Source organism: Streptomyces sp. NPDC050287 (assembly GCF_044459385.1).
Lineage (GTDB): Bacteria > Actinomycetota > Actinomycetes > Streptomycetales > Streptomycetaceae > Streptomyces.
Window position 1 is genome coordinate 223,182 of record NZ_JBITIY010000015.1, and the last position, 22,646, is coordinate 245,827.

Annotated in this window: 21 protein-coding genes; 10 read left to right on the forward strand and 11 right to left on the reverse strand. The window is 71.0% G+C overall.

What is annotated here, in order from left to right:
• Positions 1–160 precede the first annotated feature (160 nt).
• Positions 161–895, forward strand: a complete 735-nt coding sequence (locus ACIBK3_RS38785) for a lysophospholipid acyltransferase family protein (protein ID WP_324606363.1) — start codon at positions 161–163, stop codon at positions 893–895.
• 114 nt (positions 896–1,009) lie between these two features.
• Here the strand turns inward: ACIBK3_RS38785 and ACIBK3_RS38790 are convergent, their stop codons facing one another.
• The 5 genes from ACIBK3_RS38790 to ACIBK3_RS38810 all read right to left on the reverse strand — a co-directional run bounded on the left by ACIBK3_RS38790 (position 1,010) and on the right by ACIBK3_RS38810 (position 7,099).
• A complete protein-coding gene (locus tag ACIBK3_RS38790; RefSeq protein ID WP_399372607.1) occupies positions 1,010–2,575 on the reverse strand; it encodes an MFS transporter in 1,566 nt (521 codons plus the stop codon).
• The gene (locus ACIBK3_RS38795; RefSeq protein WP_399372608.1) at positions 2,572–3,138 is read right to left on the reverse strand and encodes a TetR/AcrR family transcriptional regulator; all 567 of its coding nucleotides are present in this window, start codon (positions 3,136–3,138) and stop codon (positions 2,572–2,574) included. Before ACIBK3_RS38795 ends, ACIBK3_RS38790 begins: the two co-directional genes overlap by 4 nt.
• Before the next feature lie 83 nt (positions 3,139–3,221).
• Positions 3,222–4,193 (reverse strand): aldo/keto reductase, encoded by a 972-nt coding sequence (locus ACIBK3_RS38800; protein WP_399372610.1) that lies wholly within the window; start codon positions 4,191–4,193, stop codon positions 3,222–3,224.
• Between the two features lie 167 nt (positions 4,194–4,360).
• Positions 4,361–5,794, reverse strand: a complete 1,434-nt coding sequence (gene argH / locus ACIBK3_RS38805) for an argininosuccinate lyase (RefSeq protein WP_399372611.1) — start codon at positions 5,792–5,794, stop codon at positions 4,361–4,363.
• Between the two features lie 111 nt (positions 5,795–5,905).
• The gene (locus ACIBK3_RS38810) at positions 5,906–7,099 is read right to left on the reverse strand and encodes an argininosuccinate synthase (protein ID WP_399372612.1); all 1,194 of its coding nucleotides are present in this window, start codon (positions 7,097–7,099) and stop codon (positions 5,906–5,908) included.
• Positions 7,100–7,717: 618 nt separating this feature from the next.
• On the opposite strand from ACIBK3_RS38810, the gene ACIBK3_RS38815 reads away from it, so the two are divergent.
• The 4 genes from ACIBK3_RS38815 (at position 7,718) to ACIBK3_RS38830 (ending at position 11,374) form a co-directional block, all read left to right on the forward strand.
• Positions 7,718–8,641 carry a hypothetical protein gene (locus ACIBK3_RS38815; protein ID WP_399372613.1) on the forward strand — a complete coding sequence of 308 codons (924 nt, stop codon included), beginning with the start codon at positions 7,718–7,720 and terminating at the stop codon, positions 8,639–8,641.
• Between the two features lie 148 nt (positions 8,642–8,789).
• Positions 8,790–9,374, forward strand: coding sequence for a pyridoxamine 5'-phosphate oxidase family protein (locus ACIBK3_RS38820; RefSeq protein ID WP_399372614.1), 585 nt, complete (start codon positions 8,790–8,792; stop codon positions 9,372–9,374).
• A 69-nt stretch (positions 9,375–9,443) separates the two neighbouring features.
• Positions 9,444–10,499 carry a peroxidase family protein gene (locus ACIBK3_RS38825; RefSeq protein WP_399372616.1) on the forward strand — a complete coding sequence of 352 codons (1,056 nt, stop codon included), beginning with the start codon at positions 9,444–9,446 and terminating at the stop codon, positions 10,497–10,499.
• A 173-nt stretch (positions 10,500–10,672) separates the two neighbouring features.
• The gene (locus ACIBK3_RS38830) at positions 10,673–11,374 is read left to right on the forward strand and encodes a L,D-transpeptidase (RefSeq protein WP_399372617.1); all 702 of its coding nucleotides are present in this window, start codon (positions 10,673–10,675) and stop codon (positions 11,372–11,374) included.
• Here ACIBK3_RS38830 and ACIBK3_RS38835 read toward each other — a convergent pair.
• Both ACIBK3_RS38835 and ACIBK3_RS38840 read right to left on the reverse strand, forming a co-directional pair.
• Positions 11,361–12,839 (reverse strand): sensor histidine kinase, encoded by a 1,479-nt coding sequence (locus ACIBK3_RS38835; protein WP_399372618.1) that lies wholly within the window; start codon positions 12,837–12,839, stop codon positions 11,361–11,363. The genes ACIBK3_RS38830 and ACIBK3_RS38835 overlap by 14 nt on opposite strands.
• Positions 12,836–13,576, reverse strand: a complete 741-nt coding sequence (locus ACIBK3_RS38840; RefSeq protein ID WP_399372620.1) for a response regulator transcription factor — start codon at positions 13,574–13,576, stop codon at positions 12,836–12,838. The genes ACIBK3_RS38835 and ACIBK3_RS38840 overlap by 4 nt, the downstream gene beginning before the upstream one ends.
• A gap of 157 nt (positions 13,577–13,733) precedes the next feature.
• Between ACIBK3_RS38840 and ACIBK3_RS38845 the strand changes: the two genes are divergently transcribed.
• From ACIBK3_RS38845 to ACIBK3_RS38865, 5 genes are all read left to right on the forward strand, one after another.
• Positions 13,734–15,086 (forward strand): ferric reductase-like transmembrane domain-containing protein, encoded by a 1,353-nt coding sequence (locus ACIBK3_RS38845; protein WP_399372621.1) that lies wholly within the window; start codon positions 13,734–13,736, stop codon positions 15,084–15,086.
• Positions 15,087–15,159: 73 nt separating this feature from the next.
• The gene (locus tag ACIBK3_RS38850; RefSeq protein WP_399372622.1) at positions 15,160–15,645 is read left to right on the forward strand and encodes an FMN-binding protein; all 486 of its coding nucleotides are present in this window, start codon (positions 15,160–15,162) and stop codon (positions 15,643–15,645) included.
• Positions 15,646–15,723: 78 nt separating this feature from the next.
• Complete coding sequence (locus ACIBK3_RS38855; protein WP_399372623.1) at positions 15,724–17,106, forward strand: ferric reductase-like transmembrane domain-containing protein; 1,383 nt, start codon at positions 15,724–15,726, stop codon at positions 17,104–17,106.
• 28 nt (positions 17,107–17,134) lie between these two features.
• Complete coding sequence (locus tag ACIBK3_RS38860; RefSeq protein WP_399372624.1) at positions 17,135–17,932, forward strand: FMN-binding protein; 798 nt, start codon at positions 17,135–17,137, stop codon at positions 17,930–17,932.
• Complete coding sequence (locus ACIBK3_RS38865) at positions 17,925–18,725, forward strand: FAD:protein FMN transferase (RefSeq protein ID WP_399372625.1); 801 nt, start codon at positions 17,925–17,927, stop codon at positions 18,723–18,725. The genes ACIBK3_RS38860 and ACIBK3_RS38865 overlap by 8 nt, the downstream gene beginning before the upstream one ends.
• A 59-nt stretch (positions 18,726–18,784) precedes the next feature.
• Here ACIBK3_RS38865 and ACIBK3_RS38870 read toward each other — a convergent pair whose 3' ends face one another.
• The 4 genes from ACIBK3_RS38870 to argJ are packed head-to-tail and all read right to left on the reverse strand — an operon-like array spanning position 18,785 to position 22,602.
• The gene (locus ACIBK3_RS38870) at positions 18,785–19,324 is read right to left on the reverse strand and encodes an arginine repressor (protein WP_399372627.1); all 540 of its coding nucleotides are present in this window, start codon (positions 19,322–19,324) and stop codon (positions 18,785–18,787) included.
• Between the two features lie 19 nt (positions 19,325–19,343).
• Positions 19,344–20,540: an acetylornithine transaminase gene (locus ACIBK3_RS38875; RefSeq protein WP_399372628.1), complete on the reverse strand. Its 1,197-nt coding sequence runs from the start codon at positions 20,538–20,540 to the stop codon at positions 19,344–19,346.
• Positions 20,537–21,454, reverse strand: coding sequence for an acetylglutamate kinase (argB, locus tag ACIBK3_RS38880; RefSeq protein ID WP_399372630.1), 918 nt, complete (start codon positions 21,452–21,454; stop codon positions 20,537–20,539). Before argB ends, ACIBK3_RS38875 begins: the two co-directional genes overlap by 4 nt.
• Positions 21,451–22,602: a bifunctional glutamate N-acetyltransferase/amino-acid acetyltransferase ArgJ gene (gene argJ, locus ACIBK3_RS38885; RefSeq protein ID WP_399372631.1), complete on the reverse strand. Its 1,152-nt coding sequence runs from the start codon at positions 22,600–22,602 to the stop codon at positions 21,451–21,453. Before argJ ends, argB begins: the two co-directional genes overlap by 4 nt.
• Positions 22,603–22,646 lie beyond the last annotated feature (44 nt).

The following is a 22,646-nucleotide window of genomic DNA, read 5'->3' on the forward strand; positions in this document are numbered from 1 at the left end:
CTTCACGCGGAGACGCCGGGGTACGCGACCTGCGTCACATCGTTCCGGGCGGGTTTCCGCCGGGCAACGCGGGGCCCCGCAGGTGAACGAGCGTCAACAGTGCGTAAGACCTCGGTGAACCCCGTGTGCCCGATGTGCGCGAGCCACTGAACCGCGAGTAATGTCCTCACCTGCACAGACTCATACAGATTCCCTGGCCGTTCTCTTGACACCGGAGGGCCCGTTGTCCCGCTTCGCACTCATCAAGGCAGTGCTCGGACCGATCATGCGCCTGATGTTCCGCCCACGGGTGGAGGGCGCGGAGCACATCCCCGGCGAGGGTCCGGTGATCCTCGCCGGGAACCACCTCACGTTCATCGACTCGATGATCATGCCGCTCTTCTGCGACCGTCAGGTCTTCTTCATCGGCAAGGACGAATACGTCACCGGCAAGGGCGTCAAGGGCCGCCTGATGGCCTGGTTCTTCACGGGCTGCGGCATGATCCCGGTCGACCGGGACGGTGGCCGCGGCGGTGTCGCGGCGCTGATGACGGGACGCCGGGTGCTGGAGGAGGGCAAGGTCTTCAGCATCTACCCGGAGGGCACGCGCTCCCCCGACGGCCGGCTCTACCGGGGCCGTACGGGCATCGCCCGGCTGGCCATGATGACCGGCGCGCCCGTCGTACCGTTCGCCATCATCGGCACGGACAAGATCCAGCCGGGCGGCTCCGGCATGCCGCGCCCCGGCCGGGTCACGGTCCGCTTCGGTGAGGCGATGGAGTTCTCCCGGTACGAGGGCATGGACCGCGACCGGTACGTCCTGCGGGCGGTGACCGACTCCGTGATGACCGAGGTCATGCGGCTGTCCGGGCAGGAGTACGTGGACATGTACGCCACCAAGGCCAAGGCGGCGTAGGAAGCCGGGGAGCTTCGACACGACTGTTTCGGGCTGGACCGGGCCGTCCGGCTGGACGGTTCGCACGGCGGGTCATACGGCGGGCCGCTCTTCTGGCGGCCCGCCGTTCGTGTGTCACTGGGCCCCCCGGGGGGCGGGGACGGGAATCCCAGGATCCTGGCGCCCGCCGTCCAGCCGTTGCCCCCGCAGCATGAACCAGGCGGCCACCGCCGCCACGAGCAGCACCGTCGCGCCGGCGCCCGCCGCGAGTGCGAGTCCGTCGACGAAGGACTGCCGGGCCGCGTCCAACAGCGCCTCGGACGTCTGCGCGGGCAGGGTCGCCGCCGCCTCCACCGCGCCGCCCAGCGACTCATGGGCCTCAGTCGGAGTGCCCGCCGGGCCGGTGAAGTCACGGTAGACGCCGGTCACGATGGAGCCGAGTACGGCGATTCCGAGGGCCGCGCCCAGTTCGTACGCCGTCTCCGACGCCGCGGACGCCGCGCCCGCCTGCTCCTTGGGCACCGATCCGAGGATCACGTCGGCCGTCACGGTGAACGAGAAGCCCGCGCCCACGCCCACGACCAGCAGTGCGGCCCCCAGCAGGGGGTAGCCCGTGGACTGGCCGATGACGGTGAGCGAGGCCAGGGCGAGGCCGACGGCGGCGAGACCGCCGGAGACGACGGACCGCACCGAGAAGCGCCGGGCGACCGTACCGGCGACCAGACCGGACGCCACCGCGCCGACGGCGGCGGGCAGTTCGGCGAGGCCCGCCTCGAACGGCTGCCTGCCCTGCACGAGTTGCAGGTACTGGGAGAGGAAGAACACCAGGCCGGACAGACCGAGGATGGTGAGCAGGTCGGCCAGGACCGCGCCGCTGAAGCCGCGGTTGCGGAACAGCCGCATGTCCAGCAGGGGGGTCGGCAGGGTGAGCTGGCGGCGTACGAAGCCGTACAGCGCACCCGCGCCGAGCAGGGCCGCGACGAGGACCTCCCAGGTGATGCCGTGCGTGGCCGCCTCCTTGACGGCGTACACGACACCGATCACGCCGACCAGCGACAGGACGACACTGCGCATGTCCCACGGACCGGGACGCGGGTTCCGCGACTCGGGCAGCAGCTTGATGCCGACGAGGACCAGGACCGCCATCACCGGCAGGTTGATCAGGAAGACCGAACCCCACCAGAAGTGCTCCAGCAGGAAGCCGCCGACGATCGGGCCGACGGCGGTACCGGCGGAGGCGGTCGCGCCCCAGATGCCCAGCGCCAGGCTGCGTTCGCGCCGGTCGTGGAAGAGGTTGCGGATGAGGGCGAGGGTGGCGGGCATCAGGGTCGCGCCGGCGACGCCGAGCAGGGCGCGGGCGACGATCATCATCTCGGGTGTCGTGGCGTAGGCGTTGAGGACGGAGACCGCTCCGAACGCCGTGGCGCCGACGAGCAGGATCCGCTTGCGGCCGACGCGGTCGCCGAGGCTGCCCATGGAGACGAGCAGACCGGCGATGACGAAGGAGTAGACATCGCCGATCCACAGGAGCTGGGTCCCGGTGGGCTTGAGGTCCTCGCTGATGTAGGGGGTCGCGAGACCGAGGACGGTCGCGTCGACGGCCACCAGCAGCACGGCGAGCACGAGGACGGACAGCGCGAGCCAACGGCCGGGACGCTTCACCGCCTCGGTCAGGTCCGCCGGCTGCAGGGTGCTGGTCATGATTCCTCTCTTCGGGGTTCGTCTCTGAGCAGTGCGCCGCCGAGCAGCAGTTCGGCGATCATGTGGGTGATGTCGTTGCGGGCGACCCGGCCCTCCGTCACGGCCCAGGCGCCGGAGGCCAGCAGGCCGTAGAGCGCCTCGGTGAGCCAGCCCGGGGTCAGGTCGATACGGAACTCGCCGGCCGCCTGGCCGCGCCGGAACAGGGCGGAGATGCGGTCGTCGATCCGGGACCAGCCCGCGTTCTGTTCCTCGCCCTCGAACAACTGGTTCTCGGTGTAGAGGAAGGCGAGCAGGGCGGCGGCGGGTTGCAGCTCGCGGACCAGACGTCGTACGGCCTCACTCGCGGGCCCGTCGTCCAGGCGGGCCGCGTCCAGGGCGGCCTCGCACTCCGAGATGCCGAGCGCCTCCAGCGCGCGCACGAGCGCGTCGCGCCCGGCGAACTGGCGGTGCAGCGTGGCCCGGCTGATCCCGGTGGCCTTGGCGACCTCGTCCATGGTCGCGGTGGCTTTGCGGGTGAGCAGGGCGGCTGCGCTGCGGAGTACGTGATCACGATCGACGGCCATGAGACAAGGGTAACCCATGTGAGACATTCACGTCTCATTCCGGGCGATCGCGTCTCATCGTCCCAGGTGGACGAGTGTGTCCGTCAGTGCCAGGGCAGCTGTCCGCGCTTGCCCCAGTAGGTGTGCGGGTCCTCCGTCAGCGTCGCCAGGCGCGCGAGTTGCTCCTCGTCGAGGTCGACCACGGCTGCCTGCAGGTTGGACGCGAGCTGGAGGGGGGTGGCGGCGCCGGAGAGCACGACACCGGCCCAGGGCCGGCGCAGGACGAACGCGAGGGCGACGGCGTCGCAGCCGAGAGATGTTTCCTCCGCTACGGCCTTCAGGGCCTCCGGCGCGTACGGCCCGGCCAGACGTCCGTTGGCCATGCCCTCCTTGACGATCACCGTGAGACCGGCGTCGTGGGCCTCGGCGAGGGCCGGGGCGGCGGAGGTCTCCAGCGCGTTGTAGGTGGACTGGACGGTACGGAAGAGAGGTTCGCCGTCGACCGTGACCGCGAGCGCGGCGCGGACGGTGTCCGCCTGTGCGGGGCCGCTGGTGGAGAAGCCGATGGTCAGGCCCTGGGCGGCGGCCTCCGCCAGCCTGGCGTGGAGCTCCTTGTCGGTGAGGGCCGGGCTGTCCGGGGTCACCGAGTGGATCTGGTACAGGTCGAGCCGGTCGCCGAGCAGTGCGGCGGTCTCGGCGCGCTGCCGCTCGTACGTCCGCACGCTGTGGTCCTTGACCTCGTGCTGCTCGGCGTCGGTGCTCCAGTCGGCCGTGTACGTGTAGCCCCACTTGCTGCCGACGACGACGTCGTCGATGCCGGGGCGGGCGCCGAGCCACTCGGCGAGGAACTCCTCCGAACGGCCGTAGGAGCGGGCCGCGTCGAAGTAGCGGACGCCCTGGGCGTAGGCGGCGTCGAGGAGTTCGTGGGTGCGGGTGCGCAGGGTCTCGACGCTGCGGTCCTCTCCGAGATCCTGGTCTCGGCCGAGGTTGATGTAGCCGGGGCGGCCGACGGCGGCGAGACCGAGTCCGAGGTGGCAGGTGGGGGTTGTCGCTGTGGCCAGTCGGGCGAAGGGCATGCGCGGGCTCCGTTCGGTCGGCTCCGGTACGGCTTGCGACCAACGTAACCCGCGATGACCTTCGCCTCAGAGCTCGGTTCGTGCGGTGGTGCGGTGAGTGTGGGCGGGGGTGCGGGTGCGTCGTGGCTTGTCGTGCCGTTCCCCGCGCTCCCTACCGGGCGTCTCCGTTACGACTTCGCCTTCGCCGTGGCCCACTGGTGCTGCCCCGCCACGTCCGCCTTCACCTCGGCGAGCTGGACGGCGACCGCGCTGGGTGCCGTACCGCCGCGGCCGTCGCGGGAGGCGAGGGCGCCCGGGACGTTGAGGACGGACCGCACCTCGGGGGTGAGGTGGGCGGAGATCTTCGCGAACTGTTCGTCGGTCAGCTCGTCGAGTTCCTTGCCCTCGGCCTCGGCGACCTTGACGCACTCGCCGGCCACCTCGTGCGCCACCCGGAAGGGCACGCCCTGCTTGACCAGCCATTCGGCGATGTCGGTGGCGAGCGAGAACCCGGCCGGGGCCAGCTCCTCCATGCGCTCGCGGTGCACGGTGAGCGTCGCCATCATGCCGGTGAAGGCCGGGAGCAGGACCTCCAGTTGGTCGCAGGAGTCGAAGACGGGCTCCTTGTCCTCCTGGAGGTCGCGGTTGTACGCGAGCGGGAGGGCCTTGAGGGTCGCCATCAGCCCGGTGAGATTGCCGATGAGACGGCCGCTCTTGCCGCGCGCCAGCTCCGCGATGTCCGGGTTCTTCTTCTGCGGCATGATCGACGAGCCCGTGGAGAACGCGTCGTGCAGGGTGACGAAGGAGAACTCCTTCGTGTTCCAGAGGATGATCTCCTCGGCGATCCGGGAGAGGTTGACGCCGATCATCGCGGTGATGAAGGCGAACTCGGCGACGAAGTCGCGGGACGCCGTGCCGTCGATGGAGTTGCCGACGCTGCCGTGCTCGAAACCGAGGTCCTCGGCGACCGCCTCCGGGTCGAGGCCGAGGGAGGAACCGGCGAGTGCGCCGGAGCCGTACGGCGAGACGGCGGTCCGCTCGTCCCACTGACGCAGCCGCTCGGCGTCCCGGGACAGGGACTGCGCGTGCGCGAGGACATGGTGGGCGAAGAGCACCGGCTGGGCGTGCTGCAGGTGGGTACGGCCGGGCATCGCCACGTCGGGGTGGGCCTCGGCCAGGCCGATCAGCGCGTCCTGGAGGTCTGCGACCAGACCGCCGATGATCCGGGCGTGGTCGCGCAGGTACATCCGGAAGAGGGTCGCGACCTGGTCGTTCCTCGACCGTCCCGCGCGCAGCTTGCCGCCGAGGTCGGGACCGAGGCGCTCCAGGAGGCCGCGCTCCAGGGCCGTGTGGACGTCCTCGTCGGCGATGGTGCCGACGAAGTCGCCGGACGCCACGTCCGCCTCCAGCTGGTCCAGTCCGGCCAGCATGCGCTGAAGCTCGTCCTCGGTGAGCAGCCCCGCCTTGTGCAGCACGCGCGCGTGGGCACGCGATCCGGCGATGTCGTAGGGCGCCAGCCGCCAGTCGAAGTGGACGGAGGCGGACAGCTTCGCCAGGGCCTCGGCGGGACCGTCGGCGAAACGGCCGCCCCAGAGCCGTACGTCACCGCTGTTGCTGCTCACTTGCGTTGCTCCTCGGAGTCTCGGAGGTTGTTGACGGGTCACCCGGGTCACCTGGTGTGTCACCGCCTCCCTGCGCACCGGCGGTCAGGGAGGCGGCGTTCACGCTATCGCCTACGCGAGGTCCCGCTTTGCCGCGATCTTCGACGACAGGCTGTAGATGTCGATGAAGCCCTTGGCGGCGGCCTGGTCAAACGTGTCGCCGGTGTCGTAGGTGGCGAGGTCGAAGTCGTACAGCGACGACTCGGAGCGCCGGCCGGTGACCACCGCGCGGCCGCCGTGCAGGGTCATCCGGATGTCGCCGTCGACGTGCTGGTTGGCCTCCTCGATGAAGCCGTCCAGGGCACGCTTGAGGGGGGAGAACCACTGGCCGTCGTAGACGAGTTCGCCCCAGCGCTGCTCGACCTGCCGCTTGTAGCGGGCGAGTTCACGCTCGACGGTGACGTTCTCCAGCTCCTGGTGGGCCGTGATGAGCGCGATGGCGCCCGGAGCCTCGTACACCTCACGGGACTTGATGCCGACGAGGCGGTCCTCGACCATGTCGATCCGGCCGACGCCCTGGGCGCCGGCGCGCTCGTTGAGCTGCTGGACGGCCTGCAGGACGGTGACGGGCCGGCCGTCGATCGCGACCGGGACGCCCGCCTTGAAGGTGATGACCACCTCGTCGGCCTCGCGCGGGACGGCCGGGTTCTGGGTGTACTCGTAGATGTCCTCGATCGGGGCGTTCCAGATGTCCTCGAGGAAGCCGGTCTCGACGGCACGCCCGAAGACGTTCTGGTCGATGGAGTACGGGGACTTCTTGGAGGTCGCGATCGGGAGGTTCCTGGCCTCGCAGAACGCGATGGCCTTGTCGCGGGTCATCGCGTAGTCGCGGACGGGGGCGATGCACTTGAGGCCGGGGGCGAGGGCGACGATGCCGGCCTCGAAGCGGACCTGGTCGTTGCCCTTGCCGGTGCAGCCGTGAGCGACGGTGGTGGCGCCGTGCTTCTGGGCGGCGGCGACCAGGTGCTTGACGATCGCCGGCCGGGAGAGCGCGGAGACCAGCGGGTAGCGGTCCATGTAGAGGGCGTTGGCCTTGATCGCCGGGAGACAGTACTCGTCGGCGAACTCGTCCTTGGCGTCGGCCACTTCGGCCTCGACGGCCCCGCACGCGAGCGCCCGCTTACGGATGACGTCCAGGTCCTCGCCGCCCTGGCCGACGTCCACCGCGACGGCGATGACCTCGGCGCCCGTCTCCTCGGCGATCCAGCCGATGGCGACGGAGGTGTCCAGACCGCCTGAGTAGGCGAGTACGACGCGCTCGGCCACGGGTTTCTCCTCACGGTGCATACGGTGTCATGCATGAGTATGCAGGCCAGTGCATGATTCGTCAATCCAGCAGGTCAAGGCGGCGGCCGCAGGGGCCTGCCGGTGGCTGCGGGGCCTGCCGACGGCCGCGGGGGCTTGCCGACGGCCGCAGGGCTTGCCGGCGTCCGCGCGGGCTTGCCGACGCCCGGCAAGCTCCGGTGGGCGCCTGTCGACCGGGACCCGGTCGCCGGCCGCCCTTCACCCGCAGACCCCGGGCACGGCGCCGGCCGGGGGGCGGGCGACGCCCAAGGAGCCTGCCGACGGGGAGCGGGCCGCCGTCGGCCGCGGCCCCCGCCGCGGCCCACACGGGCCACGGCCCGCAGCCGACCGGGCTCGCCGGTCATGGCCGACTCCGTCGGCGGATCGCCGGCCGGGCGCAGGTCTGTCGCGGGCGGGGCCAAGGCCCGTCGGCCGAGAAACGCAGCCGCGCCGCCCACCGACGACAGCCCCCTCCCCCAGCCCGTCGGCAGAAAATTTGCTCGGCCTTTGAACACCCGAAACCGCTTACCCGTACCTCTCGCCGAACGCAGGCGCCGCGTTTGTGAATGGCAGACCCCCCGACCCGAGTGAGGCATCCGCATGTCCAGGGCTCTTCCGAAGTACAACAAGCGTCGCGTCGCGTTGATCGGCGGCGCTGCCGCGGTGGTGTTGTCCGGCGCGGTGATCGCCGGTTCCGCCCTCGCCGGAACGCCCGGCTCCACGCAGAGCGGGAGTACGAACGCCAAGACGCTGGCCGCCGGCCCCGGCACCATCGCATGCCCGGACGTCGCCTCCCAGCTCCCGGACGTCCCGGCGTCCGCCCAGGCCGAGGTGGACCGCAACCTGACCCTGCTGCAGACCCAGCTCGACGAGGCCAACAAGCGGCTCGTGGACACGGTCGGCCAGGGCGGGCCCAACTTCGTCCAGAACGCGATCCTCGGTCCGCTGGAGGACAAGCGGATCGCCACCGTCAACCGCATCGCCACCGCGATCGGCCGAACGGCCGAGAAGCCGCAGGGGCTCGACGCGCTCGCGCCGTGCGCCCTCAACGCCGACGGTGCCGCCGGCGCGGGCGAGGAGGCGGGCGCGGGCGGTGAGGCGGGCGCGGGCCAGGAAGCCGGTGCGGACGCCGGTGCGGGCGCGGAGGCCGGCGGCGGCGAGGCCGCGGCCACGCCGAGCGAGACCGCCCTGCAGGAGGGCGGCGCGGAGACGGGCGGCGGCGCCGCCGCGGCCGGCGCCGTCAACTGCCCCGACGTCGCCTCGCAGTTGCCCGCGATCCCGGCCTCCGCCCAGGCAGAGGTCGACCGCAACCTGGCCCTCCTCGACACCCAGATCCAGGAGGCCGACAAGCGGCTCGTGGACACGGTCGGCCAGGGCGGACCGAACTTCGTCCAGAACGCGATCCTCGGCCCGCTGGCGGACAAGCGGAAGTCGACCATCGACCGCATCGCCCTCTCCATCGGCCGCACCGCCGAGAAGCCGCAGGGTCTGGACTCCCTGGCCGCCTGCACGGTCAACCAGTGACGTGACAGGCGCTGTGGCCGCCCCGTGCGAGCGCCGGCCGGGGCGGCCACGGGCGTCTGGATGTCCCGGCAAGGACGCCCGCATGACCACAAGCGCTCTACCCGAATTCCTTAGACACACAAAAGACCTGCGCTCATAATCGTCAGACATGGGAAAGACCTACGAACGCATCGACGGCCGACTGCGCACCTTCATCGAGGCGCAGCCCCTCTTCTTCACCGCGTCCGCCCCCTTGTCCGGCGACGGCACGGTCAACCTCTCCCCCAAGGGCCTCAAGGGCTCGTTCGTGATCCTTGACGAACTCACCCTGGCCTACCTCGACTTCGCCGGCTCCAACGCGGAGACCATCGCGCATCTGCGGGAGAACGGCCGGATCACCCTGATGTGGTGCGCCTTCCAGGGGCCGCCGAACATCGTTCGGGTGCACGGCCGCGGAGAGCCGGTCTTCCGCGACGACCCGCGCTTCCCCGAGCTGCTCGCCCACTTCCCGGACATCGACCCGACCGCCCACGGGCTGCGTGCCGTGATCGTCGTACGGGCCGAACTCATCCGCGACTCCTGCGGGTACGCGGTGCCCTACATGTCGTACGACGGGGACCGCGACCTGCACGGCCGGCGCTTCGCGCGCGAGGACGACGCCTCACTCAGCGAGTACTTCGCCAAGAAGGAGCACATCGCCACCAGCCTGGACGGACTGCCCGGGCTTCCGCTGCCGCTGCGTCCGATTTCGTAGCTTTTATTTCATCCATACACACACAAGCAACTTGCCTTAATATTGTCGGAATTCTACTAGGACGACCTCGTGGTCGCCCAGATCCACTGCGCCTTCATCCGGTTCCACAACCGGGTCGTGGGCGACCTGATCAACAAGGGTGTCTCCAGCGCGGTCCTGTTCGAGACGGCACGCGAGACGGTGGTCAAGCACTACCAGTGGATGCTGCGGCACGACTTCCTGCCCAGGATCGTCGACCCGGGCATCGTCGAGGAGGTGTTCACCAAGGGCCGCAAGTTCTTCGAGCCGGCCCCGGGCGAACACGACTTCCCGACCATGCCGATCGAGTTCTCGGTGGCCGCGTACCGGCTGGGCCACAGCATGGTCCGCGGCGCGTACAACTGGAACCGGATCTTCGACAACGGCGGGGGAACACTGCCGTTGCTGTTCCGCTTCACCGGCACCAGCGGGATCCTCTCGCCGCCGCCCGCCGACGCCGGCGATCCGGAGGCGGGGACCTTCGAGCGGCTGCCCACCAACTGGATCGCCGACTTCCGGCGCCTGTTCGACTTCCGTGCGGCGGGCCGGGACGACCCGGGCGTGCCGGCCGAGAAGTTCAACGTCGCCAAGCGGATCGACACCCAGCTGGTCAACCCGCTGGCCGACCTTCCGCTCGGCTCCTTCGGCGGTCGCGGCGGGCCGGCTCCCGCGGCGATCGAGCTGAACCTCGCCTTCCGCAACCTCACCCGGGCGAACATGATGAGCCTGGCCACGGGTCAGCAGATGGCCAAGCGCCTCGGCGTGAAGCCGCTCCTGCCGTCCGACTTCGAGAACGGCGGCGGCGCCCAGCTCAGCGAGCCGCTCCGCAAGAAGCTCGCCGAGCACTGCCCGCTGTGGTTCTACATCCTGCGCGAGGCCGAGGCGAACGGCAGCGGACGGCTGACCGGCGTCGGCGGCCGCATCGTCGCCGAGGTGTTCCACCGGGCCATGGAGGGCAGCCGGTACTCCATCGTGCGCGACCCGTTCTGGCGGCCCTTCCTCAGCCCGGTCGCGGAGCGCCACGCCAAGCACGTGTTCGAGATGACCGACCTGATGCTGTACGCCTTCCAGGAGCGGGCTGATCTGCTGAATCCGCTGGGTGAGTGAGCGCGGACAGTCCGGAGAGCGGCGACGGCACCTTGTGCTCGGTCCCCAAGGGCCGGACCAAAGGGGGGGCGGACCCCAAAGGGTCGGACCTGAACAGGTCAGACCCGACCGAGTCAGACCCGAACAGGTCAGCCCCGGTGCCGTCGCCGTCGTCTCGCCGTAGGTTCGGGGCCATGCGCCCCGCTGTCGCCGCCGCCCTTCTGTCCGCGTCCCTGCTCGGCCTCGGTGCCGCTCCGGGTGGTTCGCCGCCGCCCCTGCCCGCGCGGATGGCCGACACCGGGGGCGGCAGCCGGCTGATCACCGCGGTGGCCGCGAAGACCGGCTCCACGTCGGGGACGCTGACCTGGTGGGAACGGCGCAACGGGCGGTGGACGAAGGCCGGTTCGGCGGCTGCCCGGTTCGGGGCGAAGGGGCTCGTCGAGGGGGCCGCGCGCCGACAGGGGACGAACACGACGCCCACCGGGCTGTACGACCTGCCGTACGCCTTCGGGATCAAAGGGGCGCCGGGTGGGACGGCGTACAGGTACCGGGTGGTCCGGAAGAACTCCTGGTGGTGTGAGGACACTGACTCGCGGTTCTACAACCGGTGGGTGGAGCCCAGGCCGGCGGACTGCCGTGCGGGTGAGTCGGAGCGGCTGATCTCGTACGAGAAGCAGTACGCGTACGCGTTCGTCATCGGCTTCAACTACCACAGACCGGTCCGGGGGCGGGGGGCCGGGATCTTTCTGCATGTCAACGGGCGAGGGGCCACGGCCGGTTGTGTGTCGGTGTCCGCGGAGGCGATGCGGCTGCTGCTGCGGTGGGCCGAGCCGTCCAGGAAGCCGCACATCGCTGTGGGGACGGCGGGAGGCGGTACCGCGATCACGCGGTACTGAGGGTGACCGTGAACGTCGTCGCGCCGGGGCGGCTGTCCAGGCTCACGCTCCCGCCGTGCGCCTCCACCACGGCCGCCACGATCGACAGGCCCAAGCCCGCGCCGCCGCCGGGCGACTCGGACTTGCGGCGGTCGGCTCTGGTGAAGCGTTCGAACACGCCGGGGCGGAGCTCCTCGGGGACGCCGGGGCCGTCGTCGTGGACCTTCAGGACGGCTGAGGGGCCCTCGATGTCCGAGGCGGTGTCCACGGCGATGTCCAGCGTCACCGTCACCTTGGTGCCCACAGGTGTGTGCACACGGGCGTTGGCCAACAGGTTGGCCAACACCTGTTGCAGGCGGTGTTCGTCGCCCGGCACGGTCACCGGGTCCTCCGGAAGCTCCAGCTCCCACTGGTGGCCGGGGCCCGCGGCGCGCGCGTCGGCGACCGCGTCGAGGATCAGGCGGGTGAGGTCGACGGGGGCGCGTTCCAGCGGGCGGCCCGCGTCCAGGCGGGCCAGCAGCAGGAGGTCGTCGACCATCTCGCCCATCCGGGACGACTCGGCGGCGATACGGTCCAGGGCCCGGGTGACCTCCGGCGGCACGGGGCCCGGGTGCAGCAGCGCCAGCTCGGCGTGGCCGCGTACCGAGGCGACCGGGGTGCGCAGCTCATGGCTGGCGTCGGCGGCGAAGCTGCGCAGCCGTTCCTCGCTGGCATGGCGTTTGGTGAGCGCGTCCTCGACATGGCCGAGCATCCGGTTGAAGGCGCCCGCGACCCGGCCCACCTCGCTGCGCGGGTCCGCCTCGGGGGCGCGGGGCGGCAGCGCCACCTGGCCGCTGGCGAGCGGGAGTTCGCTGACCCGGGTGGCGGTGGCGGCGACCCGGCTCAGCGGGCGCAGCGACCAGCGCACCCAGAGGGCGCCCGCGACGCCGGTGGCGGTCAGAGCCGCCCCGAAGACGATCCCGGCGACCAGTTCCAGGCGGTGGACGGTGGCCTCCACCGGCTCCAGGGGCAGGCCGGTGATCAGGACGTCGCCGTCGATCCCCTGGGAGGCCCTGACGCGGTAGGCGTGCAGTGCGGAGAGGTGAACGGTGTGGCCCCTGCCGTCACGTGGGACCGCGCCGAGGCGCCTCGCGTCCCCGGACGTCAGGGGGACGCGAGTGACCGTTCCCGGCCGGACCACTGCCGCGTTGGTGACCGCGACTCCGACCAAGCGGGCGCCGAACGTCCCCGTGCTCTGCCGGCGGGTGTCACCGTGCTCGTCGCCGTCGTGGTCGTCCGGCGGCCTGCCACCGTGTTCGAGGCTCTCCGGGAACTGGTTCCCGACCTGGCCCAGCTGCTCGTCCAGACGGCTGGTGAGGAAACCGTTCAGCCCGACGACAGCGGCCACACCGACCGCCGCGCAGCTCACCGCCAGCAGCACCACCAGGCCGAAGGTGAGCCGGGCGCGCAAGGTGTGCGGGCGCGGCAGCCGCCGCAGGAGCCTCATGACGTCACCGGCTTGAGCACATATCCGGCCCCGCGCACGGTGTGGATCATCGGCTCCCGGCCCGCGTCCACCTTCTTGCGCAGGTAGGAGATGTACAGCTCCACGACATGGGCGCGCCCGCCGAAGTCGTACGACCACACCCGGTCCAGGATCTGCGCCTTGCTCAGCACCCGCCGCGGATTGCGCATGAGGAAGCGCAGGAGCTCGAACTCGGTCGGGGACAGCTCGATCAGCTGCCCCGCGCGGGTCACCTCGCGGGCCTCCTCGTCCATGACCAGGTCCCCGACGATCAGTCGCGGCCCCTCGTCCAGCTGCCGGGCCATCCCGGCGCGGCGCAGCAGGCCGCGGAGCCGGGCGACGACCTCCTCCAGGCTGAACGGCTTGGTGACGTAGTCGTCGCCGCCCGCCGTGATGCCGGCGATACGGTCCTCCACCGCGTCCCGCGCGGTGAGGAAGAGGACGCAGACGTCCGCCTTCACGGTGTGCAGCGAGCGCAGCACGGCGAAGCCGTCGGTGTCGGGGAGCATCACGTCGAGGACGACGGCGTCGGGCATCAGCTCCCTGGCCTCCGTCAGCGCGGCGGCCCCGTCGCCGGCGGTGCGCACCTGCCAGCCCTCGTAGCGCAGGGCGCCGGAGAGCACCTCGGCGAGGTCGGGGTCGTCGTCGACGACCAGGACGCGCAGCGGTGTGCCGTCGGGGCGGGTGAGGGCGGGGTGGCCGGAGCGGGTGGTGTTCATGACCTCTCCAGGATCACCCCTCGCGGCGACGGCGACCGCCCGCGAAGGCTCTGAGTTTCCTCTGAGTGCGCTCCGAGGGCGCCGGTTCAGAGCCTGCTCAGAGCTTCGCGCCGCACAGTGGCCTGGCAGGCGAAAGGGCCGGCGAAAGGACGCACACATGACCACCGTGTACGAACGGCGGACGGCACCGGCCGTGAGACCGGCCGCGCGCCGCTCCCCCGCGGGCCCCGTACTCGCCCTGTTGTGGGCGGGGGCGGCGGCCGTCGTGGCCCTGTGGTGGGCGGACACCGGTTCGGTGGTGGGCGCGGCGGGGTGGCTGACCGGAGCCGGGCGGATCGCCGGGCTGCTGTGCGGGTACGCCTGCGCGGTGCTCGTCGCTCTGATGGCGCGCGTTCCGCTGCTGGAGCGGCGGATCGGCTCCGACCGGGTGGCCCGCTGGCACGCGATGGCCGGCCGGTACACCGTCTGCCTGCTGGTCGCGCACATCACGCTGATCCTTCTCGGGTACGCGGCCCAGGACCGCGCCTCGTTGTGGCACGAGACGGTCACGGTGGTCCTGGACTACCCGGACATGCTCAAGGCCACGTTCGGCACGGTCATCCTGTTCGCGGTCGGCATCACCTCGGCACGCGCCGCACGCCGCCGGCTCAGCCACGAGTTCTGGTACTACGTCCACCTGCTCACGTACGTCGCCGTCTTCCTCGCCTTCTTCCACCAGCTGACGCTGGGCGACGACTTCAGCGGCAACGCCACGGCCACGGCCGCCTGGTACGCGCTGTACCTGGGCGTCGCGGCCCTGGTGGTCTGGTTCCGGCTCCTGGTGCCGGTGCGGCTGAACCTGCGGCACCGGCTGCGGGTGGACTCCGTGCACAAGGAGGCGCCGGGCGTGTACTCCGTCGTCGTACGGGGACAGCGGCTCGACGAGCTGGGCGCGCGGGCGGGGCAGTTCTTCCGCTGGCGGTTCCTCGGCGAGGGCATGGGCTGGACGTCGACGCCGTACTCGCTGTCGGCACCGCCCCGCCAGGACCTGATGCGGATCACCGTGAAGGCCCTCGGCGACCACAGCGCGGCCGTCGCCCTGCTGCGGCCCGGCACCCGGGTGTGGGCGGAGGGGCCGTACGGATCGCTGACCGCGGACCGGCAGACCGCCCCGAAGTCCCTGCTGATCGCGGGCGGGGTCGGCATCACCCCGCTGCGGGCCCTGTTCGAGACGCTGCCCGGCGACGTCACCCTGCTCTACCGGGCGCGGACGGCCGAGGACCTCGCCCTCGGCGGCGAGCTGGAGGCCATCGCACGGTGGCGCGGGGCGAAGGTGCTGTACGCGCTCAACGGGCCGGACGGGCAGCGCCCGAACCTCACGGCCGAGTCCCTGCGCGCGACCATCCCCTCACTCGCCGGGCACGACGTCTACATCTGCGGGCCGCACGGCTTCGCCCGGGACGTCTACGAGGCGCTCAGCGCCGCCGGTGTGCCGGACCGGCGTGTCCACCACGAGTCGTTCGAGCTGTGAGAGCTGTGAGAGCCCGGAAAGCCCTGAGAGCAGTGAGAACTGTGAGAACTGTGAGATATGTGAGGCCCCACCAGTGCACGCGTTGAAGAAGAACCGTCCGTTGCGCCGCATCGTGCTGGCGAGTGCCGCCACCGTCTCCGGGATGGTGATGCTGCTGTCGCTGAAGCCGCACTCGACGCCGGCGGCAGCCGTGGCGGTGCCCGCGCCGTCGAGCAGTTCGAGCAGTTCGAGCGGTTCCGGCGGATCGAGCGGTTCAGGCGGATCGAGCGGCTCCGCCACCGGCACGAAGACCGTCACCGGCGACACCGTCCAGACCCGCTGGGGTCCCGTCCAGGTCCGCATCACGCTCAAGGACGGCAAGCTCACCGAGGTGACAGCGGTCACCTACCCCACGGAGAACCCGCGAGACCAGGAGATCAACAGTTACGCGATTCCCAGGTTGCGCGGCGAGGCACTCGAAGCCCAGAGCGCGAACATCGACACCGTCTCCGGGGCCACGTACACGAGTGACGGTTACCGCCAGTCACTCCAGTCCGCACTGGACTCGGCAGGCGGCTGAACACACCGGCGTCGCGTCACGTATCTCTGGGCCAAGGGACCACCTCGCCACCCCCCTTGCCCCGTCCCCGGAGGAATCGTGACCACGACGCTCGCAGGCGGCCGCGCCGCCCGCCGCCAGACGATGCGCCGCATCCGCCCGCGCCGCTCACCGGCGACCATCCTGCTGATCGCCGTGTGGGCCGGCGCGGCCGGTGTGCTGTGGCTGTGGTGGGCCAACACCCCGTCGATCAGCGACAACAACGGCAAGATCCTCAACGCGGGCCGGATCACGGGTCTGCTCGCGGGCTATCTGATGGCGCTCGTGGTGCTGCAGATGGCCCGGGTGCCCGCACTGGAGCGCCGGGTGGGCTCCGACCGGGTGGCCCGCTGGCACGCGATGAGCGGCCGCTACACGCTCTGCCTGGTCCTCGCCCACGTCTTCCTGATCATGTGGGGCTACGCCCTCCAGGCCGGCAAGGGCCTCGGCGACATCGTCCAGCAGACCATCGACTCCATCAACCAACTGCCGGACATGGGCAAGGCCGCCATCGGCACCGGCCTGCTGTTCCTCATCGGGCTGATCTCGATCGGCGGCGTCCGCCGCAGGATTCCCTACGACACCTGGTACCACGTCCATCTGCTGACGTACGCGGCGGTGTTCCTGACGTTCTGGCACCAGCTGACCACCGGCAACGACTTCGCCGTCGAGCCGGTCGCGAAGACGGTCTGGTACGGGCTGTACGGCTCGGTGACGGCCCTGGTGATCTGGTACCGGATCCTCACCCCGATCCGGCTGAACCTGCGGCACCGGATGCGGGTCGAGGCGGTCATCGAGGAGACCCCGGGCATCGTGTCGGTGCTCATCGGCGGGCGGAAGCTGCACCGGATGGGCGCGGAGGCGGGCCAGTTCTTCCGCTGGCGGTTCCTGGCCCCGGGCATGCGGTTCAGCTCGCACCCGTACTCGCTGTCGGCGGCCCCGCGCCCCGACATGCTGCGGATCACGGTGAAGGCGATCGGCGACCACAGCGAACGGCTGCGCGAGCTGCGGCCCGGCACCAAGGTGTGGGCCGAGGGCCCGTACGGCGCGCTGACCGCGTCCCGCCGCAGCCGCGGCAAGGTGCTGCTGGTCGCGGGCGGCGTGGGCATCACCCCGATGCGGGCGCTGTTCGAGACGCTGCCCGGCGCGGCCGGTGACATCACCCTCCTCTACCGCGCCAACAGCACCCAGGACCTGGCCCTTTGGGACGAGCTCGCCACGATCGCCGACGAGCGCGGGGCCCGGCTGATGTACGCGGTCAACAGTCCGGACGGGGCGCGCCCCGACATCTCGGCGGAGCGGCTGCAGCAGAAGCTGCCGGACATCGACAAGCACGACGTCTTCATGTGCGGGCCGGCCGGTTTCGCGCAGTCCGTGTACGAAGCACTGCGCGGCGCGGGTGTGCCCGCCCGCCGTATTCATCACGAGTCGTTCGAGATGTGAGCGACGGGATTCAGGAGCTGTTGAAGCGATGAGGAAGAGTCACCCCGTCCGACGTGTCGTGCTCGCGACCGCCGCCACCGTGTCCGGTGTCGTCCTGCTGCTGTCGCTGAAGCCGTCGTCCGACCCGGCCTCCGCGGCGGCGGGCGGCGCCGTGTCCCCGCCGCCCGTGGCGCAGGAGTCGGCCCAGGGCGGCGCCCAGGCCGCCGGGACCGGCACGGTCACCGGCGACGTGGCACAGACGCAGTACGGCGCCGTCCAGGTCCGGCTGACCGTGGCCGGCGGCAAGATCACCAAGGCCGAGGCCGTCCAGGCACCCAAGGGCGGCACCAGCGACCAGAAGACCGCCCTGTCCGTACCCCGGCTCAACCAGGAGGCGGTCGCCGCGCAGAGCGCGGACATCGACGTGGTCTCCGGGGCGACGTACACCAGCAACGGCTACAAGAAGTCCCTGCAGTCGGCGCTGGACAAGGCGAAGGCGGCGTCCTCCCAGGGGCAGGGTTCTTCCCAGGGACAGGGTTCCTCCCAGGGGCAGGGCGCGGGCAGCGCGCAGGCCGCCAAGACCGTCACCGGTGCCGTCGCCCAGACCCAGTACGGCCCGGTCCAGGTCCGCATCACGGTCGCGGGCGGCAAGATCACCAAGGCCGAGGCCGTCCAGGCACCCAAGGGCGGCACCAGCGACCAGAAGACCGCCCTGTCCGTGCCCAAGCTCAACCAGGAGGCCGTGGCGGCGAGCAGCGGGAACATCGACACGGTCTCCGGGGCCACGTACACCAGCAACGGCTACAAGCAGTCCCTGCAGTCGGCGCTGGACCAGGCCGGTGGCTGACACCGTGGCCGAACCGGCACAAGCTCCCGCCGCGGTACGTCATGCGGAGGAGGTCATGGGGACGGTCTTCTCCTTTGACGTCCGCGGCGGGGATCCCGAGGCCGTCCGGGCGGCCCTGCGGGAGACGGTCGACGGGCTGCACCGGGTGAACGAGGTGTTCACCACCTACCGCGACGACAGTCAGGTCTCCCGGCTGGCCCGGGGCGAACTGACCGTCGAGGAGTGCGATCCGCTGGTCGCCGAGGTGCTCGCCCTGGGCGCCGAGGCGGAACAGGCGAGCGACGGCTGGTTCAGCATGCGCTACGAGGGGCGCCTGGATCCCACCGGCATCGTCAAGGGCTGGGCGGCGGAACGCGCGGCCCGCCGCATGGCCGAGTCCGGCGCGACCGGCGTGAGCGTCAACGGCGGCGGAGACGTCCAGCTCCTCGGCGTACCGGGGCAGCAACGCCCCTGGCGGGTCGGCGTCTCGGACCCCCTGCGGCCGGGCGGCCTGGCCGCGGTCATCTCGGCCGCGGGCACCCCCGAACTGGCGGTCGCCACCTCCGGCACAGCCGAGCGCGGGGCCCACATAGTCGACCCCCGCACCGGCCGCTCCGCGGTGACCGACCTGGTGGCCGTCACCGTGGTCGCCCCTCAACTGACCTGGGCGGACTGCTGGGCAACCGCGGCCTTCGCGATGGGATCACGAGAGGCACTGGGCTGGCTGGAGAGCCTCCCGGACGTGGAGGCGCTGCTGATCACGGCGGGCGACGAGGTGAGGTGCACGGGAGGGCTGGCCGCTCGACTGGGCTGACGGGATCCACCTCGAGGGAGCTCCCGGAACGGCCCCTTCAGTGCCCGTTCACTGTCCCTTCAGTGCCCGTTCTGAGCCAGCCGCAACAAGTGATCCGCCAACGCCTGCCCACCCACAGGATCCCGGCTGATCAAAAGCAGCGTGTCGTCCCCGGCGATGGTCCCCAGGATGTCGTGCAGCTCCGCCTGGTCGATCGCCGACGCGAGGAACTGGGCCGCACCCGGCGGGGTGCGGAGAACGACCAGGTTCGCGGAAGCCTCCGCGGAGATCAGCAGCTCGGCCGACAGCCGCCGCATCCGCTCCTCCTTCGCCGACCCTCCCAGCGGCACCCGAGGGGTACGGAATCCACCCTCGCTCGGCACCGCGTAGATCAGGTCGCCGTCGGTGTTACGGATCTTCACCGCGTTCAGCTCGTCCAGGTCCCGGGAGAGCGTCGCCTGGGTGACGCTCAGCCCGTCGTCGGACAGCAGCTTCGCCAACTGGCTCTGCGAACGCACCGGTTGCCGGTTGAGGATGTCCACGATCCGGCGGTGCCGCGCGGTGCGGGTCTGCGGTACGGCAGGCCCGGCGGTCTGTTCGTGCTCCTGCGCCTGGCTCATCGTCGTCCCATTCTCCGGATCATCCGTCCCCCTTGGCCACGTCCAGGATGCCGGGCAGCGCCTGGAGGAACGCGTCCACTTCCGCGTCGCCGAGGTTCAGCGGCGGCATGAGCCGTATCACCTCGGGGGCGGGCGCGTTCACCAGGAATCCGGCGTCCTGAGCCGCCTGCTGCACCTTCGGTGCGAGCGGCTCGGTGAGCACGATACCCAGCAGCAGGCCCGCGCCCCGGACATGAGCGACCAGCGGATGACGAGAGCCGCCGCCGGCGCCCTCGATTCCGTCCCGCAGCTTCTCGCTCTGCCGCTTCACGTTCTCCAGCAGCCCGTCGTCCGCGATGGTGTCGAGTACGGCGAGACCGGCCGCGCAGGCGATCGGGTTGCCGCCGAACGTCGTACCGTGCTGGCCCGGCTGGAGCAGCTCCGCGGCCCGCCCGAAGGCGACCGTGGCGCCGAGCGGCAGTCCGCCGCCGAGTCCCTTCGCGAGCGTGACGACGTCCGGCAGGACGCCCTCGTGGGCCTGGTACTCGAACCAGTGCCCGGTGCGGCCGATCCCGGTCTGCACCTCGTCCAGCACCAGCAGCGAACCGGTCGCCGCGGTGATCGCCCGGGCCGCCTTGAGGTAGCCGGCCGGGGGCACCACGACCCCGTTCTCGCCCTGGATCGGCTCGATGATGACGAGGGCGGTCTCCTCGGTGACCGCGGCGGCCAGCGCCTGCGGGTCGCCGTACGGCACGTGCGTCACGTCGCCGGGCAGCGGCAGGAACGGCTCCTGCTTGCCGGGCTGGCCGGTGAGTGCGAGGGCGCCCATGGTCCGGCCGTGGAAGCCGCCGTCGGTGGCGACCATGTGGGTCCGCCCGGTCAGCCGGCCGATCTTGAACGCGCCCTCGTTGGCCTCGGCGCCCGAGTTGCAGAAGAACACCTTGCCGTCGCGGCCGAAGCGCTGGATGAGCCGTTCGGCGAGCGCGACGGGCGGCTCGGCGATGAAGAGGTTGGAGACGTGTCCGAGGGCGGCGATCTGCGTGCTGACCGCCTCGACGATCGCAGGGTGGGCGTGGCCGAGCGCGTTGACGGCGATGCCACCGACGAAGTCGAGGTACTGCTTGCCGTCGGCGTCCCACAGCTTGGCGCCCTCGCCGCGCACGAGGGGCAGGCGGGGGGTGCCGTAGTTGTTCATGAGCGCGCCCTGCCACCGCGCGGTCAGTTCCTCGTTGCTCATGACTCCCCCTCTTGCTCGTTGTCCTGCTCGTCGGGCACGACCATCGTGCCGATTCCCTCGTCGGTGAAGATCTCCAGCAGGATCGAGTGCTGGACCCGGCCGTCGATGACGCGGGCGGTGTTCACGCCGCCTCGGACGGCGTGCAGACAGCCCTCCATCTTCGGCACCATGCCGGAGCTCAACTCCGGCAGAAGTTTCTCCAGTTGGGAAGCGGTGAGGCGGCTGATCACCTCGTCGCTGTTCGGCCAGTCCTCGTAGAGGCCCTCCACGTCCGTGAGGACCATGAGGGTTTCAGCGCCGAGCGCGGCAGCGAGGGCCGCGGCCGCCGTGTCGGCATTGACGTTGTAGACATGGTGATCGTCCTGGCTCCGGGCGATCGACGAGACGACCGGGATACGGCCGTCCGCCAGCAGCGCCTCGATCGCGCCCGTGTCGATGTCGGTGATCTCGCCCACCCGCCCGATGTCGACCAACTCGCCGTCGATCTCGGGCTGGTGCTTGGTGGCGGTGATGGTGTGGGCGTCCTCGCCGGTCAGTCCGACGGCGAGCGGGCCGTGCTGGTTGAGCAGCCCGACCAGTTCGCGCTGGACCTGCCCCGCCAGCACCATGCGTACGACGTCCATGGCGTCCTCGGTGGTGACGCGCAGGCCCGCCTTGAACTCGCTGACGATGCCGTGCCTGTCGAGGGCGGCGCTGATCTGCGGGCCGCCGCCGTGCACGACGACGGGCTTGAGGCCGGCGTGGTGCAGGAAGACGACGTCCTGCGCGAACGCGGCCTTCAGGTCCTCGTCGATCATGGCGTTGCCGCCGAACTTGATGACGACGGTCTTGCCGTTGTGCCGCACCAGCCAGGGCAGCGCCTCGATGAGGATCTGCGCCTTGGGCAGGGCGGTGTGCTTTCGCGTGGTGCTCATGAGGAGTAGGCGCTGTTCTCGTGGACGTAGTCGGCGGTGAGGTCGTTGGTCCAGATGGTGGCGGTCTCGGCGCCGGCGGCGAGGTCGGCGACGATGTGGACCTCGCGGTAGCGCATGTCGACCTTCTCGCGGTCCTCGCCGACGCCGCCGTTCTTGCAGACCCAGACGCCGTTGATGGCGACGTTCAGCCGGTCGGGCTCGAAGACGGCCCGGGTGGTGCCGATCGCGGAGAGCACGCGGCCCCAGTTGGGGTCCTCGCCGTGGATCGCGCACTTCAGGAGGTTGTTGCGGGCGATGGACCGGCCCACCTCGACGGCGTCGTCCTCGGTGGCCGCGTTCACGACCTCGATCTTGATGTCCTTGCTGGCGCCCTCGGCGTCCCGGATCAGCTGCTGTCCGAGGTCGTCGCAGACCGTCCGTACGGCCTCGGCGAACTCCTCGTATTCCGGCGTGGCTCCGGAGGCTCCGGAGGCCAGCAGCAGCACGGTGTCGTTGGTGGACATGCAGCCGTCGGAGTCGACGCGGTCGAAGGTCGTGCGGGTGGCGGCGCGAAGAGCCCTGTCCAGTACGTCGCTCTCGACGTCGGCGTCGGTGGTCAGAACGACCAGCATCGTGGCGAGACCGGGGGCGAGCATGCCCGCGCCCTTGGCCATGCCGCCGACGGTCCAGCCGTCCTTGGTCACCACGGACGTCTTGTGGACGGAGTCGGTGGTCTTGATGGCGATGGCGGCCTTCTCACCGCCGTGCTCGCTCAGCGCCTCGGCCGCCTGCTCGACTCCCGGGAGCAGCTTGTCCATCGGGAGCAGGACACCGATGAGGCCGGTGGAGGCGACGGCGACCTCGCCGGCCCCCACCCCGAGCACCTCGGCCACCTTCTCGGCGGTGGCGTGGGTGTCCTGGAAGCCCTTGGGTCCCGTACAGGCGTTGGCGCCCCCGGAGTTGAGGACGACGGCGGTCAGCTCGCCGCTCTTGAGGACCTGCTCGGACCAGAGGACGGGCGCGGCCTTGACGCGGTTGGAGGTGAAGACGCCCGCGGCGGCGCGGCGGGGCCCGGTGTTGACCACGAGGGCCAGGTCCGGGTTGCCGTTCTCCTTGATTCCGGCGGCGATTCCGGCCGCCGTGAATCCCTGTGCTGCCGTGACGCTCACTGCATCTCCTCGTTCGCTTCTCCGCCCGCGCAGCGCAGCGGTGC